Source organism: Xanthomonas translucens pv. undulosa (genome assembly GCF_017301775.1).
GTDB classification, from domain to species: Bacteria; Pseudomonadota; Gammaproteobacteria; order Xanthomonadales; family Xanthomonadaceae; genus Xanthomonas_A; species Xanthomonas_A translucens.
In genome coordinates this window covers 3,316,881-3,333,310 of the sequence record NZ_CP063993.1, presented here as the reverse complement: position 1 = coordinate 3,333,310, position 16,430 = coordinate 3,316,881, and the positions used below count along the sequence as shown (strand labels likewise).

The 16,430-nt window shown below is 68.9% G+C and carries 11 protein-coding genes and 3 pseudogenes; 8 read left to right on the top strand and 6 right to left on the bottom strand.

All coding sequences use genetic code 11. The features are described from left to right. Entirely contained in the window at positions 1-792 is a 792-nt protein-coding gene (locus ISN38_RS14115) for a polysaccharide deacetylase family protein (RefSeq protein ID WP_171815499.1), read from the bottom strand. Between the two features lie 45 nt (positions 793-837). Here ISN38_RS14115 and grxD point away from each other — a divergent pair, with 45 nt between their 5' ends. Together grxD and ISN38_RS14105 are read left to right on the top strand one after the other, a co-directional pair. Beyond that, entirely contained in the window at positions 838-1,764 is a 927-nt protein-coding gene (gene grxD / locus ISN38_RS14110; RefSeq protein WP_047325262.1) for a Grx4 family monothiol glutaredoxin, read from the top strand. A gap of 100 nt (positions 1,765-1,864) precedes the next feature. Next, complete coding sequence (locus ISN38_RS14105) at positions 1,865-2,758, top strand: hypothetical protein (protein ID WP_003465285.1); 894 nt, start codon at positions 1,865-1,867, stop codon at positions 2,756-2,758. A 114-nt stretch (positions 2,759-2,872) separates the two neighbouring features. Here the strand turns inward: ISN38_RS14105 and ISN38_RS14100 are convergent, their stop codons facing one another. Continuing rightward, complete coding sequence (locus ISN38_RS14100; protein WP_003465288.1) at positions 2,873-3,418, bottom strand: DUF924 family protein; 546 nt, start codon at positions 3,416-3,418, stop codon at positions 2,873-2,875. Between the two features lie 418 nt (positions 3,419-3,836). Between ISN38_RS14100 and ISN38_RS14090 the strand changes: the two genes are divergently transcribed. The 5 genes and pseudogenes from ISN38_RS14090 (at position 3,837) to ISN38_RS14070 (ending at position 10,475) form a co-directional block, all read left to right on the top strand. Beyond that, positions 3,837-5,237, top strand: a complete 1,401-nt coding sequence (locus tag ISN38_RS14090; RefSeq protein ID WP_058358842.1) for an amidohydrolase — start codon at positions 3,837-3,839, stop codon at positions 5,235-5,237. Then, a complete protein-coding gene (locus ISN38_RS14085) occupies positions 5,234-6,523 on the top strand; it encodes an amidohydrolase family protein (RefSeq protein ID WP_058358841.1) in 1,290 nt (429 codons plus the stop codon). The genes ISN38_RS14090 and ISN38_RS14085 overlap by 4 nt, the downstream gene beginning before the upstream one ends. A gap of 282 nt (positions 6,524-6,805) precedes the next feature. Continuing rightward, entirely contained in the window at positions 6,806-8,410 is a 1,605-nt protein-coding gene (locus tag ISN38_RS14080) for a rhamnogalacturonan lyase B N-terminal domain-containing protein (RefSeq protein ID WP_206711860.1), read from the top strand. A 224-nt stretch (positions 8,411-8,634) separates the two neighbouring features. Further along, positions 8,635-9,778 (top strand): annotated as a pseudogene (locus tag ISN38_RS14075) (IS3 family transposase). Between the two features lie 358 nt (positions 9,779-10,136). Next, positions 10,137-10,475: a hypothetical protein gene (locus ISN38_RS14070; RefSeq protein ID WP_206711859.1), complete on the top strand. Its 339-nt coding sequence runs from the start codon at positions 10,137-10,139 to the stop codon at positions 10,473-10,475. A gap of 153 nt (positions 10,476-10,628) precedes the next feature. Here the strand turns inward: ISN38_RS14070 and ISN38_RS14065 are convergent. Both ISN38_RS14065 and ISN38_RS14060 read right to left on the bottom strand, forming a co-directional pair. Beyond that, positions 10,629-11,546: pseudogene (locus ISN38_RS14065) on the bottom strand (DMT family transporter). Then, positions 11,543-12,334, bottom strand: a complete 792-nt coding sequence (locus tag ISN38_RS14060) for a PhzF family phenazine biosynthesis protein (protein ID WP_004426068.1) — start codon at positions 12,332-12,334, stop codon at positions 11,543-11,545. Before ISN38_RS14060 ends, ISN38_RS14065 begins: the two are co-directional and overlap by 4 nt. A 127-nt stretch (positions 12,335-12,461) precedes the next feature. On the opposite strand from ISN38_RS14060, the pseudogene ISN38_RS14055 reads away from it, so the two are divergent. After that, positions 12,462-13,916, top strand: a pseudogene (locus ISN38_RS14055) (aminotransferase-like domain-containing protein); the annotation flags it as partial. A gap of 967 nt (positions 13,917-14,883) precedes the next feature. Here the strand turns inward: ISN38_RS14055 and fghA are convergent. Together fghA and gfa are read right to left on the bottom strand one after the other, a co-directional pair. Further along, entirely contained in the window at positions 14,884-15,714 is an 831-nt protein-coding gene (gene fghA / locus ISN38_RS14050; RefSeq protein ID WP_058364510.1) for an S-formylglutathione hydrolase, read from the bottom strand. Positions 15,715-15,813: 99 nt separating this feature from the next. After that, the gene (gene gfa / locus ISN38_RS14045; protein WP_047325669.1) at positions 15,814-16,386 is read right to left on the bottom strand and encodes an S-(hydroxymethyl)glutathione synthase; all 573 of its coding nucleotides are present in this window, start codon (positions 16,384-16,386) and stop codon (positions 15,814-15,816) included. Between the last annotated feature and the right edge of the window lie 44 nt (positions 16,387-16,430).

The following is a 16,430-nucleotide window of genomic DNA, read 5'->3' as shown; positions in this document are numbered from 1 at the left end:
TCAGCCCGGCAGGATGCCGACCAGGCCCTTCTGGCGCATCGCCCGCAACACGCCTTCCACGATCGCCAGGTTATGCCCATGCGCCGCGCCTTCGTGCAGCAGCACGATCGCGCCGGGCCTCAGGTCGCGCACGATGCGCGCCACGGTCGCGCCGGGATCGCAGTGCACGCCGTCGAAGCCGCGCGCGCTCCAGGCGACCCGGGTCAGGCCATGCGCGCGCAGCGGCGCGGCGACGAACGGATTGGTCATGCCCACCACCGAGCGGTACCAGCGCGGCGCGGTGCCGGCGATGGCGGCCAGCGCCTGCTGCGCCTGGCCGATCTCGCGCGCCATGCGACGCGGCCCCAGCGCCCAGAACCAGGCCTGCGGGTGGCTGTGGCTGTGGTTGCCGATGCCGTGGCCGCGACGCAGGATCTCGCGCACCAGCGCCGGGCGCGCGGCGGCGCGGGCGCCGACCAGGAAGAAGGTGGCCTTGGCCTGGTAGCGGTCGAGCACCTCCAGCAGCGGCGCGGTGTCGTCGGAAGGGCCGTCGTCGATGGTCAGCCACACCTGCGGCGCGGTGCCGGGCAGGCGGCTGAGCACCGGCGCGTACAGACAGGCCCGCGGCAGGAACACCGGCAACAGCAGGGCCGCATGCGAGGCCAGCAGCGCCGGCAGCCCGATCCGCCAGCCCCAGTTCCACCAGATCGCCGCGACCAGCGCCTGCGAGGCCAGCGCCAGAGGCAGCCAGCGGTACGGGTGGCGGGGGACACACTGCAGCGTTTCCGGAACTGTCATGCCCCATGATGCCATGCGGCGTAGAATGTCCGGTCCGACTCAGCGACCGAAATCATTGCCATGTCCCTCGATCCCGCCCTGCGTTCCCGCATCGAAACCTTGCTCAGTTCCAACCGCGTCGTGCTGTTCATGAAAGGCCAGCCGAGCATGCCGCAGTGCGGCTTCTCGGCCAAGGCGGTGGGGGCGCTGAACGAACTGGGCGTGGATTTCGCCCACGTCAACGTGCTGGCCGACCAGGACATCCGCGAAGGCATCAAGGCCTACGGCGACTGGCCGACGATCCCGCAGCTGTACGTGGACGGCGAACTGGTCGGCGGCAGCGACATCATCCTGCAGATGGCCGGCAGCGGCGAGCTGAGCGAACTGCTCGGCGTGCAGGCGCCGGATCGCACCCCGCCCTCGATCACCATCACCGACGCCGCCGCGGACATGCTGCGCGGCGCGCTGGCCGACGCCCCGGGCGCGACCCTGGCGCTGGCGATCGACGCACAGTTCCAGCCGAACTTCCAGCTGGCCCCGACCGACCCCAATGCCATCGCCGCCGAATCCAACGGCCTGCGCGTGCAGTTCGACCTTGCCAGCGCGCGCCGCGCCGAAGGCATCACCATCGACTGGGTCGACGACCTGCGCGGCCGCGGCCTGGCGATCGACAACCCGAACGCGCCCAAGCCGGTGCAAGAGCTGAGCGTGCGCGACGCCGACGATCAGGTGCGCGCCGGCGGCCTGATCCTGGTGGACGTGCGCCCGCCGGAAGAGCGTGCGATCGCGTCGCTGAACGTGCCGTTCCGCACCCTGGACGGCGACCAGCGCGCGCAGCTGGAAGCGCTGCCGAAGGACACCGCACTGGCGTTCCTGTGCCACCACGGCGGGCGCAGCGCGCAGGCCGCCGAGCAGTTTCGCGCGCTCGGCTTCAGCCGCGTGCACAACGTGGTCGGCGGCATCGATGCCTGGGCCGACGCCGTGGACAGCAGCGTAGTGAAATACTGAGCCAGCGGCACGCGATACAGCGGCATCACGGCGGGCGATCCAGGGGGTCGCCCGCTTTTTTTGCGAGACGGTTTTTGCGCTTCCTGGGGGAAACGAACACATGCCACAGACGCTGAAATGCTGGGCCGCGGCACTGATCGGCCTCGCCGCCCTGCCTGCCGCCGCCGCGCCAGCGCCCGCCGCATTGCCGCCGACGGTGATCTACGTCACCCCGGTCTCGGACGAGGCGCAGGTGATGAGCTACATTCCGGTGCGCAACGCGCCGTCCGAAGAAGCCGAACTGGGCACTTGGCGCGGGCTGAAGAAGCCGCTGCGGGTGTTCGACAAAGGCCGCGAGCAAGGCGTGGCGACGCCGCTGGCGTTCTCGGTCGACGACAACAGCATGTGCGGTGGCGACCTGCGCGTGCGCCTGAAGACCGCGCATGGCGCCACCTTCGCTCACGATGCCCTGCTGGCCTCGTTCGACCTCAATCCCGGCCAGCGCTTCACCCGCCACGAGCTCGATGCCACGCAGCGGAAAGCGCTGCTGCAGGTCATCGGCAACGATGCGTCGGTGCGCAAGCGTTTGCCTGCCGCGGCACTGAAGCGACTGCTGGCGCATCTGGCCGCTGCGCCGGCTGGCGAAGCACCGGCACTGACCGTGATCGGCGATGCCAAGCAGCCAGGCCACGAGGTCGCCTTGGTGACCGCCAGCGTCTACGACCCGACGCCGGCCGCGAACGCGGACGGAGCATCGCCCAAGCTGACCACCCTGCTGGCGGTGCTGGAACGCAGCGATGCGGGCTGGCGGCTGCGCAAGACCTTCGCCGACTACGGCTGCGACGATTGCGAGGAGCGCAAGAACAGCTATGCGCTGCTGCAGTTCGCCGACATCGATGCCGACGGCACGGTCGATTTCCTGATCCAGCACAGCGGCTACGAGACCTACGGGTTCTGGCTGCTGCACCTGGTCGATGGCCAATGGCGCACCGAGGAATTGGTCGGCGGCTGCTGAGCGCCGCCGGCCACTGAAACGCGCGGCCCCACCCTGCAGGAGCGATAGGTTCTACCCGTAGGGTCTGTCGCGGCTGAAGCCGCTCCTACAAGAGCGCGGCCGCTGCCGCACCGCTCAACCGGCGAAACCGCCCTCGTCCAGAAACCGCTGCTCTTCCTGCGTGCTCTCCCGCCCCAGCGCCGCATTGCGATGCGGGAAGCGGCCGAAGCGCTGGATGATGTCCTCGTGCTGCGTGGCCCACTGCAGGCTGTCGGCATCGCCGAGCGCGCTGAACAGCTCCACCGCCTCGCGCTGCAGGCCCGGATCCTCGGCGTGCTCGTATGGCAGGTAGAAGAACATGCGCAACTCCGGCTCCACCTGCTGATCGAAGCCGGCCGCCAACGCCCATTGCGCGTAGCGCCGCGCCAGGCCATCGGTGGCGTAGGCGTGCGCACTGCCGCGAAAGGCGTTGCGCGGCACCTGGTCGAGCAACAGCAGCAGCGCCAGCGCGCCCTCGGCGCTGCCCATCCACGCCGCGTACTCGTCGCGCGCCGCGGCATGATGAGCATCCAGAAAATGTTGGCGCACGTTCGCATCAAACGATTCATTGGCGGCGAACCAGCGCTCGCGGCCGGCGCTGCGCCAGAACTCCACGACATCGCAGGGCAGGATCTCGGTCATCGCATTTCCATCGGTCGGCAATCGGCTTCTATACCCGATCCGGCGTCGGCATACGGTGTGCGGAAAGCGATCCGCAGGCTGTCGCCGCCGCGCGATCGGCCACGCTGGCCGCGCCAGCACCATCGCTCTGTCAATCCACCGCATGCCCATCGCGGCGCGTACGCCGCACGATCGCATCGGTCGGATCGGCGCTGTCCTCCGCTAACAACGGACGCAATGGGGATTCGGGATTGGGGATTAGCGAAAGCGCGGCAGTTCGCTGTCACCTTGAGCCGCAGGCGGCTGAGCATCCGCCTGCCGACGCGCCTCTGCGAATCCCCAATCCCGCCCCACGACATCCGCACTTGGCGAGCGTGCCGGCTCGGGCTAGCGTGCGCAGGCGGCGCCAACGCTGCAGCCAACATCCGGGGAAAATCTGATGCGTCATCTGTTGCTCGCCTGCCTGGGCGTGGCGCTGTGCGGCCCTGCCGCGGCCGCCTCGCGCTTCGTCGAAGATCCTTACCCCAGCACCTACCGACCGCTGGCGTCCACGCCGGTGCTGATCGAGCACGCCACCGTGCTCACCGGCACCGGCGAGCGCCTGGGCGATGCCGACGTGCTGCTGCAGGACGGCCGCGTGCAGGCGGTGGGCCGCGCGCTCGCCGCCCCGGCCAACGCCACCCGCATCGACGGCCACGGCAAGTGGGTCACGCCTGGCATCATCGACGTGCACTCGCACCTGGGCGTGTACGCCAGCCCCGGCGTCAGCGCGCACAGCGACGGCAACGAGATGACCGCCCCGGTGACGCCCAACGTCTGGGCCGAGCATTCGATCTGGCCGCAGGATCCGGGCTTCGGCACCGCGCTGGCCGGCGGCGTCACCTCCCTGCAGGTGCTACCGGGGTCGGCCAACCTGGTCGGCGGCCGCGGCGTGACCCTGAAGAACGTGCCGGCCACCACCTACCAGGCGATGAAGTTCCCCGGCGCGCCGTGGGGCCTGAAGATGGCCTGCGGCGAGAATCCCAAGCGCGTGTACGGCGAGAAGGGCGTCCCGGCCACACGCATGGGCAACGTCGCCGGCTACCGCGCCGCGTTCATCGACGCCAGCGAATACCTGCGCAAGAACGCGCCGAAGAAGAAAGCACCCGAAAAACGCCATTGGTGGAGCCGCGGCGCCGGCGACAACGACAGTTCCGGCGACAGCGGCGGCAAGCGCGACCTGAAGCTGGACACCCTGGCCGGCGCGATCAACGGCGACATCCGCGTGCACATCCACTGCTACCGCGCCGACGAGATGACCACCATGCTCGACCTGGCCAAGGAATTCGGCTTCAAGATCGCCGCCTTCCACCACGGCGTGGAGGCCTACAAGATCGCCGACCGGCTGGCCAAGGAAAACGTCTGCGGCGCGCTGTGGGCGGACTGGTGGGGCTTCAAGATGGAGGCCTTCGACGGCATCCAGGAGAACATCGCGCTGGTCGACCGCCCTGCCAACGGCTGCGCCATCGTGCATTCGGATTTGGAGGAAGGCATCCAGCGGCTCAACCAGGAAGCGGCCAAGGCGATGGCCGCCGGCCGCCGCGCCGGCATCGCCATCGCGCCCGAGCGCGCGATCCGCTGGCTGACCAGCAATCCGGCCAAGGCGCTGGGCATCGAGAAGCAGACCGGCTCGTTGGAGCCGGGCAAGATGGCCGACGTGGTGGTGTGGAACGGCAGCCCGTTCAGTTCCTACGCGCTGGCCGAGAAGGTCTACATCGACGGCGCGCAGGTCTACGACCGCGCCGATCGGCGCCTGCAACCCACATCCGACTTCATGCTCGGCCAGGAGGCTGCCCGATGAGCCGCTCCGCTCCGCAGTCGCGCCGCCTGGCGCAACGCCTGCTCATCGCCGCCTGCCTGCTCCTGGGCAGCGCGCCCGCCTTGGCCCAGGACATGCTGATCCGCGGCGCCACCGTGCATACCGCCAGCGCGCGCGGCACGCTGCCCAACGCCGACGTGCTGGTCCAGGGCGGTACCATCCGCGCGGTCGGCAGCGGCTTGTCGGCACCGGCCGGCGTCGCCGTGGTCGAGGCCAGGGGCCGCCCGCTGACCCCGGCGCTGTTCGGCGGCATCACCGAGATCGGCATCGAGGAAGTGTCCGGCGAGTTCTCCACTGTGGACAGCGCCCTGAGCCTGCCGCACGACCAGCCGATGCGCCCGGAGTTCGACGTGACCCTGGCCTACAACCCCGACTCGGTGCTGATTCCGGTCGCGCGCGTGGAGGGCATCGGCTTCACCGCGCTCGGCGCCCTGGCCGGCGGCGCCTTCATCGCCGGCCAGGGCGCGGTGATGCGCCTGGACGGCGGCGCCGACCCGATCGGTCCGCGCGCGCTATACCTGCGCCTGGGCAGCGACGCGCTGGAACTGAGCGGCAAGTCGCGCGCCGCGCAGTGGATGCTGCTCGACCAGCTGGTGGCCGAAGCGCGCGGACGCATGCCGGCAGACTCGCCGCATGCCTTGCTGACTCCGGCCGGGCGCGCCGTGCTGGCCAGGTATCTGGCCGGCCAGGGCCGCATCGTGGTGGCGGTGAATCGCGCCGCCGACATCCGCCAGCTGCTGCGCTGGGCGCAACGCGAGAAGCTGCGCATCGCCATCGCCGGCGGTGACGAGGCGTGGAAGCTGGCGCCGGAGCTGGCCAAAGCACAGGTGCCGGTGTTCGTCAATGCGCTGGACGACCTGCCGGCCAGCTTCGACCAGATCGGCGCCACCCTGAAGAACGCCGCACGCCTGCACGCGGCCGGCGTCGCGGTGAGCTTCACCCAGGGCAGCGACAGCTCGCCCAACGCACGCAAGCAGCGCCAACTGGCCGGCAACGCGGTGGCCCACGGCCTGCCCTGGGACGACGGCCTGGCCGGCCTGACCCGGGTCCCGGCCGAGGCGCTGGGCGTGGGCGACAGGCTGGGCAGCATCGCCTCCGGCAAGCTCGCCGACCTGGTGTTGTGGGAAGGCGATCCGCTGGACGTGGCGCACTACGCCGAACAGGTCTGGCTGGGCGGCCGCGCAATGCCGATGCGTTCGCGCCAGACCGAACTGCGCGACCGCTACATGCAGCAGGCCGGGGCGTTGCCGCGGGCATACACGCAGTAACGCGGCACCGCCGCCGGACCTGCGCGCGATGCATGGCACTGCCGATTCGGGCAGCGCCATGCGCCGCAAACGCCACGCTGCGCAAACGCCGCGCGCCAATGCCGCCAGCGTGAACCCTGCCGTGCGCGTGGAACGGCCATCGCCACAGCGCGAACGTGAACGTCTTGGCGGACGCGTGCAGGGTCGCCTGCCAAGCGCTGAACACGTGCGCAGCGCCACATCCAAACGCCATGGCAGGCATTAGCCTTGCGCACGCCCTTCCGCCTCGATGCGAACGCCTGCATGCAACGCCTGCTCTCCCTGCTCCTGTGCTGCTGCGTTTTCTGCAGCGCCCTGCCCGCCGCGGCGCAAAGCGGCAACTTCGGTGTCACCCGTAGCGGCAAGCGCATCATCGTCGATAGCGGCGCCCACCTGGTGTTCAGCGTGGACACCGGCAACGGCGATATCGTGTCGATGCGTTACTACGGCAACGAGCTGCAGAGTCCCGACGGCAAAGGTTCGCAGATCGCCTCCGGCCTCGGCACGGCCGCAGTCGCGGCACGCACCATCGGCGACACCATCGTGGTCTCGGCCAAGGCCGGCGACCTGACCCAGTACTACATGGCGCGCAAGGGACGCGACGCGCTGTACATGGCGACCTATGCGCCCACGCTGCTGCCGATCGGCGAACTGCGCTTCGTCACCCGGCTCGATGTCGGCAAGCTGCCGAACGCCGAACGCGAATCCGACTGCAACGTCGGCGAGGCGATCGAGAGTCACGACGTGTTCCTGCTCCCCGATGGCCGCACCAGTTCCAAGTTCTACTCGGCGCGGCGCGCGATCGACGACGCCATGCATGGCGTCAGCGGTCCCGGCGTGGCGGTCTACATGCTCATGGGAGATCGCGAACGCAGTTCCGGCGGCCCGTTCTTCAAGGACATCGCCACGCAGAAAACCGCGGCGACCCACGAACTGTACAACTACATGTTTTCCAACCACACCCAGACCGAACCCTACCGCGGCGGCCTGCATGGCGTGTACGCGCTGCTGTTCACCGATGGCGGCGCGCCCTCGGCTGCGGCCACCGATCTGGGCTTCGTCGACGCGACGCTTGGGCTGCAGGACTTCCTGGACGAAAGCGGGCGCGGCGCGGTGTCCGGCCGCGTCTCCGGCGTCGCCGCCGGGCAACCGGCGCGGGTCGGCCTGAGCAACGGCGACGCGCAGTACTGGGCCGAGGCCGCCGCCAACGGCACGTTCCGGATCGACGGCGTGCGCCCGGGACGCTATCGCATCACCCTGTACCAGAACGAGCTGGAAGTGGCGCAGAACACGCTCAAGGTGTATGCCGGCGCGACCGCGCAGGCGGCCTTGCAGGCAGCGCCGCAACCAGACCAGGTGCAATGGCAGATCGGCGTGCCCGACGGCACCCCGAGCGGTTTCCGCAATGCCGCCCTGCTCGCCAGCGCGCATCCTTCCGACACGCGCATGGCGCCCTGGGGTCCGCTGGTGTACCGGGTCGGGAGCAGCGCCATCGGCGATTTCCCGGCCGTGCAGTGGCGCGGTGTCAATACACCCACCCGCATCGAATTCGTGTTGGCCGCCAACGACGTCCGCGACTACCGCCTGCGCCTGTACATCCCGCTAGCGCAGGCCGACGGCCGCCCGCAGGTGCGGGTGAACGGGCGCTGGAACGGGCCGCTGCCATCGGTCCCCGTGCTGCCGGACACCCGCGGCATCACCCGCGGCACCTACCGCGGCAACAACACCGTGTACGACATCGACATTCCGGCCACGGCGCTGCAGGCCGGCCTCAATGCGCTGCAGATCGACATCGCCTCCGGCTCGCCCGACAATGGATTCCTCGGCCCGGGGCTGGTCTTCGACAGCGTGCAGTTGCTGGCGATGTAGGCCACACGGCGATTCATGACCAGAGATCATCGGCCGCCACACGCAGCGGTTTTCGCTGCGCCGCATGGACATGGCGAGTGTTGTCCGCGCGGCATTGCCCGTTCAATGCGCGTCGATGGCCGCACTGACCTTGGCCCAGCCGTTGCCGCGTACCACTGTCCTGTTCCAATTCTCGTGAACACCTCGATAGGGGATGATCATCCCCAGCGAGGACTTTGAACGACATGACGCCCCGTATCCGTAGAAATTTCGATACCGCCTTCAAGCTGCAGGTGGTGCAAATGATCCGCGACCAAGGCCTGAGCGTGGGTCAGGTGTGCCGCGACCTGGACTTGGTCGATAGCGCCGTGCGTCGCTGGCTGGCCCAATACGAGGCCGAGCATGCCGGCCAGCCTGGGCAAGGTCGGCCCCTGACCCCGAGCAGCAACGCATCCGTGAGTTGGAACGGGAGAACCAGCGACTGCGCGAGGACAACAGCTTGTTAAAAAAAGCATCGGCCTTCTTCGCCCGGGAACTGAAATGATCCAGCAGATGATCGATCAGTGGCAGGAGAAGGCCGCAACCGCCCGGCGGTGCCAGCTGCTGGGCGTGAGCCGCTCGGGGCTGTATGCGGCCCGTCGGCGGCGCTCAGCACCGAGGGCGTGCACGCTCGCTGCGCCATTGCAGACGGCGTTCCAGGCCAGCGGCGGCAACTATGGCAGCCGCCGGCTGAGCGCGAGCCTGAAGACCCAGGGTCTGCCCGCCAGTCGCCATCGAGTCCGCCGCCTGATGAAGCAGCAGGGACTGAAGGCGCGCTGGAGGCGCAAGTTCGTCCATACCACCGACAGCCGACACGAGATGCCGGTGGCGGACAACCATCTGGATCGGCGCTTCAACCCGGACGCCCTCGACCAGGCCTGGGTGGCCGATATCACCTACATCCGCACCGAGCGCGGCTGGCTGTACCTGGCCGCGGTGCTGGACCTCTACTTGCGCAAGGTGGTGGGCTGGGCAATGGCACCGACCATGCCGGCCGAACTGGTCTGTACCGCCTTGCAGATGGCCATTGCCCTGCGCCAGCCCAAGCCGGGGCTGATCGTGCATAGCGACCGCGGCAGCCAGTACGCCAGCCAAGCCCACCGCGACCTGCTGACCAAGCACAAGCTGGTGGCCAGCATGGGCCGCAAGGGCAACTGCTGGGACAACGCGGTAATGGAGCGGTTCTTCCCGAGCCTGAAAATGGAGCGCGTCTGGCAGCGTCGCTACACCAACCCCAACGAGGCCATCGCCGATATCACCCACTACATCGTCGGCTTCTACAACACCCACCGCCTGCACTCCACCCTCGGCTATCGATCTCCAGCCGACTACGAGAAAGCCACTACCTGAAACCCCCTATCCACGTGTCCAACAAAACTTGACCACAACAGAGAGAGCCACCTCGTCGCTGCCCACGCTTGTGAAATTCGAGCGACCGCTCGTTCAACTGTTCGGGCTAGGCAACGAGGTCGATGTGCGGCCGCCCTGGCTCCTACACGTGCTAGAACACTACGGCCTGTCGGCGTGCCGCACATCGCTCTCCACTCAAACTGTAGAGCAACCTCCAGACACAAGCGGCTTCAGCCGCGACAAGCTGCCGACAGCACCGGTCGCGGCTGACGCCGCTCCTACAACGTGTGCGGCGTAGACAGCCCACTCACGACGCCGCCTGCTAGGCTGCGCCGCACCGCTCCACACAGAGACCGCCATGGCCGTGACCTATTCGATCAGCTTGCCCGATCCCGCCCGCGCACGCGGCAGCGAACCCACGCTCAGCTTCAGCGCCAACGGTGCCGACGCCTTTGCCGAGCAGTTGCAGCGGGCGTTGAGCAGCCCCGCCTGGTTCGAGCGCTGGCGCGCACTGCAGCCGGAGCCGGACGAGGTGGATCCGTCGCTGGGCGTGGTCGATCCGACCGCCACGGTCAGCGGCAAGCAGGACGACCTGCGCATCGACCTGGTCGCCACCACCAGCATTCCCGGCGACATCCTCAAGCAGCGCATGCGCCTGCTCGCCGGCAGCGGCTGGGTACTGCGCAACGTGCGCTGAGCGCATCGCCGCCGCGTACCCGCGACGGCATGGATCGGCTAGAACATCCATGATGCAAGCGATGACAGCTGTGGGCGACTTCAGTCGCGACGGGCTATACCGACGACTGCCGCTCCCACAGCGCTTCGCCTACAGCAATGCCTGGGCGGGCATCTAGCGCGCCACCGCGCCTGCAGCGCGCCGCGACCAGCGCCATTTCAGGTCCACCGCCAGCGTGCCGAGCACGATCAGCGCCAGGCCCAGCCATTGCACCGGCACCAGCCGGTGGCCGTACAGCAGGTAGTCCAGCAACAGCGTGACCAGCGGGTACACGAACGCCAGGATCGCGATCGTCGCCATGTGCAGATGCCGGTACGACGAATAGAACAACACGTAGACGATGCCGCTGTGGATCACCCCCAGCCCGGCCAGCCATAGCCAATGCATGCCAGGATGCAGTGCGCTGCCACTGGAAAATCCCGCCAGCAACAGCGTGCCCACCCAGCACTGCACCGTCACCACCGCCATCGGCCGCTCGCGGCCGATGCGCCGCGACATCAGCAGCGACGCGCCGCACAGCAGCGCCGCCAGCAGGGTCAGCGCGATGCCGAGCAGCTAGCCGCGGTCGGCCGTGTGCCACAGCCGCACTGGGTCCGCCGAACAGGCCACACCGACGAAGGCCAGCAGCGTCCAGCCCAGATCGCTGCGGAGGGTGCGCTCGCCCTGCAACAACGCCGCCAGGATCAGCATCACGAACGGGAACACGTGGTAGACCATCGTCGCCACGCCGATCGACGAGCGCGCCATGCCGGCGAACAGCGCCACCCAGCTCAACACCAGCAGCACCCCGCTGACCACGGCATCGCGCAGCAGCGTGCGCTCGCGCCACAGCCCGCGCAGCTGGCCGCCGAGCAGGCGGCATACGGTGAGGAACAACGCGCCGAACAGGCAGCGGTAGAACACCGCGGTCACCGGGTCCTGCCCGCTCTCGTGCACGAACACGCCGACCGAGCCGATCAGCACTTCCGCCAGCAGCAACGGCCACAGCGCACGCCGCGTGGCGCCGGCGGCAACGGCGGCCACCTCGCTCACAACGCGATCGTCCCATGCAGGTACTGCACCGCGCTGCCGCGCACATGGACGTGTTGCGTCTCGACACGGCACCCAAGCTCGCCGCCACGCGCCGACGCCTGCAGCGCGGTCAGCTGCATCTTGCCCAGCGCCTGCGCCCACAACGGCGCCAGCGCGGCGTGGATGGAGCCGGTCACCGGATCCTCGGCGCCGCCGTTGGCCGGCCAGAAATAGCGCGACACGAAATCATGGCTGCTGCCGGGCGCGGTCACCGCAACGTCGCGCGGCGCCAATGCCAGCATCCGCGCCAGATCCGGCACCAGCGCGCGCACCTGGCGCTCGTCCGTGTACACCGCAATGTACGCTTGCTGGTTGGCATACACCGCCCGCGGCGCGATCGACAAGGCATCAAGCAAGGCCTGCGGTACCGACGCCAACAAGGCCGGCGCCTGATTCGGAAAGTGCATCTCGAAGCTGCCGTCGTCCAACCTCTCCACCCCCAGTTCGCCGACCGCCGCCGCGCGCAAGCGCAGCGGGAACGGCGCCAGTCGCTGGCTGGCGATCACATGTGCGCTGGCCAGCGTCGCATGGCCGCAGAAGCCGATTTCCTTCAGCGGCGAGAACCAGCGGATATCGAATACGCCGTCGGCGTCGCGCACGAAGAATGCGGTCTCCGACAGATTGTTCTCGCCGGCGATGGCCTGCATCAGCGCATCCGGCAGCCAGGCCTGCAATGGCACCACGGCGGCCGGATTGCCCTTGAACGGGACCGAGGTGAAGGCATCGACGATGAATACGGAAAGCGGCATGGCCGTCCTCGCAGCGCTTGCGGCAACGCCGGCGCAACGGCCGGCACAGCAACAGTCTGCAGCGCAGTGGCCGACCGGTACAGATGCAGATACGCTGCAAATGGACCGATACAGATAAGGCACCCGCATGCTCCTGTACGAAGCGCTGGCCACCCAGCTGCGCCAGCAGATCGAGCGCGGCACGCTGCGTGCCGGCGAGCGACTGCCGTCGATCCGGCAACTGGCAGCGAACCACGGCATCAGCACCGCCACCGCGGTGCAGGCTTGCCTGCAACTGGAACGCGAAGGACGGGTGCAGGCACGGCCGCGTTCGGGCTATTTCGTGCGCGCGGCCGCGGCGCCACTGCCGGCCGCCACCACGCCGGCGCGGCGGCGCACGCCGGCCGTGGTCGACAACCCGGCGCTGCAGGGCGTGCTCGACACGCTTGCGCGCTCGGACCTGGTGCCGCTGCACACCGCCACCCCGGCGCCGGCGCTGCTGCCGGCCGCGCAACTGGCGGCCGCGCTGTCGCGGCAGCTACGCCGCCATCGCGCCGTCGCACTCGACTACACACCGCCGCAAGGCCACGCCGCGCTGCGCCGGCAGATCGCGCAGCGCTACGCCCACTGCGCGACCACGGTGGCGGCGGACGAAGTGGTGGTGACCGCCGGCGCGATGGAGGCGATCAGCCTGGCGTTGCGCACGCTCACCGCGCCAGGCGACGTGGTGCTGGTGGAAACGCCGACCTACCACGGCATCCTGCAGGCGGTCGCGGCGCTGCGGCTGAAAGTGCTGGAAGTGCCCACCCGCGCCGGCCACGGCATCGACGCCACGCGCCTGGACGCGCTGCTGCAACGCACCCCGGCGCGCGCGGCGGTGCTGGTGCCCAACTTCAACAATCCGCTCGGCAGCCTCACCCCCGACAGCGCCAAGCGCGCCCTGCTCGACCGCTGCGCGCGCCACGGCACCGTGGTGATCGAGGACGACATCTACGGCGAGCTGGATTGGTCCGGGCAACGGCCGCGCCCGCTGCGCCACCTCGACACCCACGACAACGTGATCACCTGCGGCTCGTTCTCCAAGGTGCTGGCGCCGGGCCTGCGCGTGGGCTGGCTGCTCGGCAGCGAATGGAGCGACGCACTGGTCCGCGCCAAGTATTTTTCCACCGTCGGCGGCGCCAGCCTGCCGCAGCTGGCGCTAGCCGACTACCTGGAACGGCACGACCTGGAACGGCACCTGCGCAAGCTGCGCTGCACCCTCGCCGACAACGGCCAGCGCCTGCGCGAACGGCACCTGCGCAAGCTGCGCTGCACCCTCGCCGACAACGGCCAGCGCCTGCGCGAGACGATCGTGCGGCACTGGCCAGCCGGCACCCGGATCGGCGATCCGGCCGGCGGATTCTCGCTATGGCTGCAGCTGGCTAACGGCGGCAGCGGCCAGGCCTTGTTCGAAGCGGCGCTGGCCGCAGGCATCGGCACCTCGCCCGGACACCTGTATTCCAGCCGCGGCGACTACGCCGACCACCTGCGCCTGAGCTGCGGACAGCCGTGGAGCGAAACGCTGGAAAACGCCATGCGCCGGCTGGGCAAGCTGGCCGCACGGCTGCCGCACTGCCGCGCTGAGGCGTCGGGCGTCGGGCGTCGGGCGTCGGGCGTCACGATAGGATGCGGCCATGGCTGCCTGCTGCACGCGCGGTCTGCCGCCGAAGATCCCGCCGAGCGCCGAACACGGTTCACTCGACGCGGTCGATGCGGCCACCACCGAATGGACGCCATTGCGCGCCTCTGCGGTAGACCAGCGACGAAGCGTCAACGCCGGGGGCCATTCAGTTGCAGGCAATACGCCCTGCCAGGGGACGGCGCCAGGCGGTCTCCGGCCCATCAGTCGCCACAGACACCGCACCCACACCTGTCGCGCGCCGAGAGAAACCCGCTGCTGTACGCCGCCAATCCCTGCCCTGTTTACGGCGTCGCCGCACCGATCGCCAGCGCCGCGCAAGCGCCGAACACGGTACAGGCGAGCATGACCCGCGCGCTGAGTGGGCTGCGCCAACGCTGCCGCGACAACGACGATACGGGTTTGCGGCAAGCGAGCATGACGCGACTCCAGTCCGGGAAGACACGATGGCGAAGGCCGAGGAATCTAGCGGCACGCCGTCTCGGCCGACGCGACCGTAATCGCATAATCGCGCATTGGACGATGCGCCGTGGACTTGTTTACGCGTAGCACCAGCGGGCGATCAGAATCGCCATGCAACTGCCACTGCAGCGTCATCGTGCAGCAGCAATCGCGATGGCCAAGTGGCGGCAAGCGCTGGGCGCGGCCGCCATAAAACGCTGCCGCAACACGGCACCAGAGCGGTTCTCTCTGTCTACTTACAGGCAACGTCATCTTGTAGGAGCGACTTCAGTCGCGACGGGCCTTACCGATAGCGCCCGTCGCGACTGAAGTCGCTCCCCCAATGAAGCCCTGGCATGCACCTGCCCATCGCCTCCAACGCGGAGCACGCGACACCGGCGCATGCAACCGCCGGCGCCCGGCATGACCGGCGCGCCGCCGCGGCCGGCACTCACTCCTGCAGCGCGCGCGCGTGGTGGGCGATGTGCTCGCCGATGAAGCTGCCGATGAAGTAGTAGCTGTGGTCGTAGCCGGGCTGCAGGCGCAGCGTCAGCGGGTAGCCGGCGGCATCGGCCGCGGCCTGCAGCAACTGCGGTTGCAGCTGCTTGTCGAGGAACTCGTCGCCACCGCCCTGGTCGATCAACAACGGCAGGCGCTCGCTCGCCGCGGCGATCAGCGCGGTGGCGTCGTAGGCCTTCCAACTGGCGCGGTCGTCGCCGAGATACGCCGAAAACGCCTTCTCGCCCCACGGCACCTGCGACGGCGCCACGATCGGCGAGAACGCCGACACGCTGCGATAGCGGCCAGGATTCTTCAGCGCGATCACCAGCGCACCGTGGCCGCCCATCGAGTGGCCGCTGATCGCGCGCCGTCCGTTGTGCGGGAACTGCGCTTCGATCAACGCGGGCAGTTCCTGCACCACGTAGTCGTACATGCGGTAATGCTTGGCCCACGGCTCGCGGGTCGCATTGACGTAGAAACCGGCGCCTTTGCCCAGGTCGTAGCCGTCGGCATCGGCGACGTCGTCGCCACGCGGGCTGGTATCCGGTGCGACCAGGATCACCCCGTGCTCGGCGGCATAGCGCTGCGCGCCGGCCTTGCTGATGAAGTTCTGCTCGGTGCAGGTGAGTCCGCTGAGCCAGTACAGCACCGGCAGCGCGGCGTGCTCGGCCTGCGGCGGCAGGTACACGGCCACGTTCATCGTGCAGCCGAGCACGGCCGAGTCGTGGCGATAGACGTCCTGCCAGCCGCCGCAGCAGGCATGGTGTTCAATGCGTTCCATGGAATGGGATCCCGGATAGGGGATGCGGACGGACGGGTACCGGCCGCATCCGAAGACGCCGCCGCGTGCCGCCGCGGCGGCACGCGGCGAGCGGCAGGTTCAGTGCAGCACGCCGCTCTTGCGCGCGACGTGGGTGGCGATCGCGTCCATCAACGGCGGCGACAGGCAGTCGTACGGCTCCAGCTTCAGTTCGCGCAGCCGGCTGCGCACACCATCCATCGCTTCCGGACGGGTGCCGCTTTCGATGATCGAGGACACGAACGCCGCAAAGCCAGGCGCCGACCAGCCCTGCTGCGGCGACAGTTCGGTATGGATGAAGTCCAGCCCATGGAACGGATGCTCGGTGTTCTCGATGCGCCCGTACATATGCACGCCGCAGCCGGTGCAAGCATGGCGCTGGATGGTCGCGCGCTCGTCGACCACCTTCAGTTTCTCCGCGTGCGCGGCGACATTGACCTTGTCACGGCCCACCACCGCCACCACCGAGAACGTCGCGCCTTTCGGCTCCCAGCACTTGGTGCAACCGCAGGCGTGGTTGTGGGCGGTCTGCGCTGCAACCTCCACGGTCACCTTGTCGCTGGCGCAGTGGCATTCCAGGGTGCCGCCCTGGAAATTCTCCGCACCCGCATGAACCCCGCCCTCCACCGACGGATGAATGGTTACAGTACTCATCATGCCCCTCCCGGGTTCGTTGCGTACCTGCATGCGCGGAATAG

Excerpts from the sequence above, each read along its gene's own strand:
- ISN38_RS14115 (WP_171815499.1), bottom strand. The coding sequence starts at position 792 with ATGGCATCATGGGGCATGACAGTTCCGGAAACGCTGCAGTGTGTCCCC.
- grxD (WP_047325262.1), top strand. The coding sequence starts at position 838 with ATGTCCCTCGATCCCGCCCTGCGTTCCCGCATCGAAACCTTGCTCAGT.
- ISN38_RS14105 (WP_003465285.1), top strand. The coding sequence starts at position 1,865 with ATGCCACAGACGCTGAAATGCTGGGCCGCGGCACTGATCGGCCTCGCC.
- ISN38_RS14100 (WP_003465288.1), bottom strand. The coding sequence starts at position 3,418 with ATGACCGAGATCCTGCCCTGCGATGTCGTGGAGTTCTGGCGCAGCGCC.
- ISN38_RS14090 (WP_058358842.1), top strand. The coding sequence starts at position 3,837 with ATGCGTCATCTGTTGCTCGCCTGCCTGGGCGTGGCGCTGTGCGGCCCT.
- ISN38_RS14085 (WP_058358841.1), top strand. The coding sequence starts at position 5,234 with ATGAGCCGCTCCGCTCCGCAGTCGCGCCGCCTGGCGCAACGCCTGCTC.
- ISN38_RS14080 (WP_206711860.1), top strand. The coding sequence starts at position 6,806 with ATGCAACGCCTGCTCTCCCTGCTCCTGTGCTGCTGCGTTTTCTGCAGC.
- ISN38_RS14070 (WP_206711859.1), top strand. The coding sequence starts at position 10,137 with ATGGCCGTGACCTATTCGATCAGCTTGCCCGATCCCGCCCGCGCACGC.
- ISN38_RS14060 (WP_004426068.1), bottom strand. The coding sequence starts at position 12,334 with ATGCCGCTTTCCGTATTCATCGTCGATGCCTTCACCTCGGTCCCGTTC.
- fghA (WP_058364510.1), bottom strand. The coding sequence starts at position 15,714 with ATGGAACGCATTGAACACCATGCCTGCTGCGGCGGCTGGCAGGACGTC.
- gfa (WP_047325669.1), bottom strand. The coding sequence starts at position 16,386 with ATGAGTACTGTAACCATTCATCCGTCGGTGGAGGGCGGGGTTCATGCG.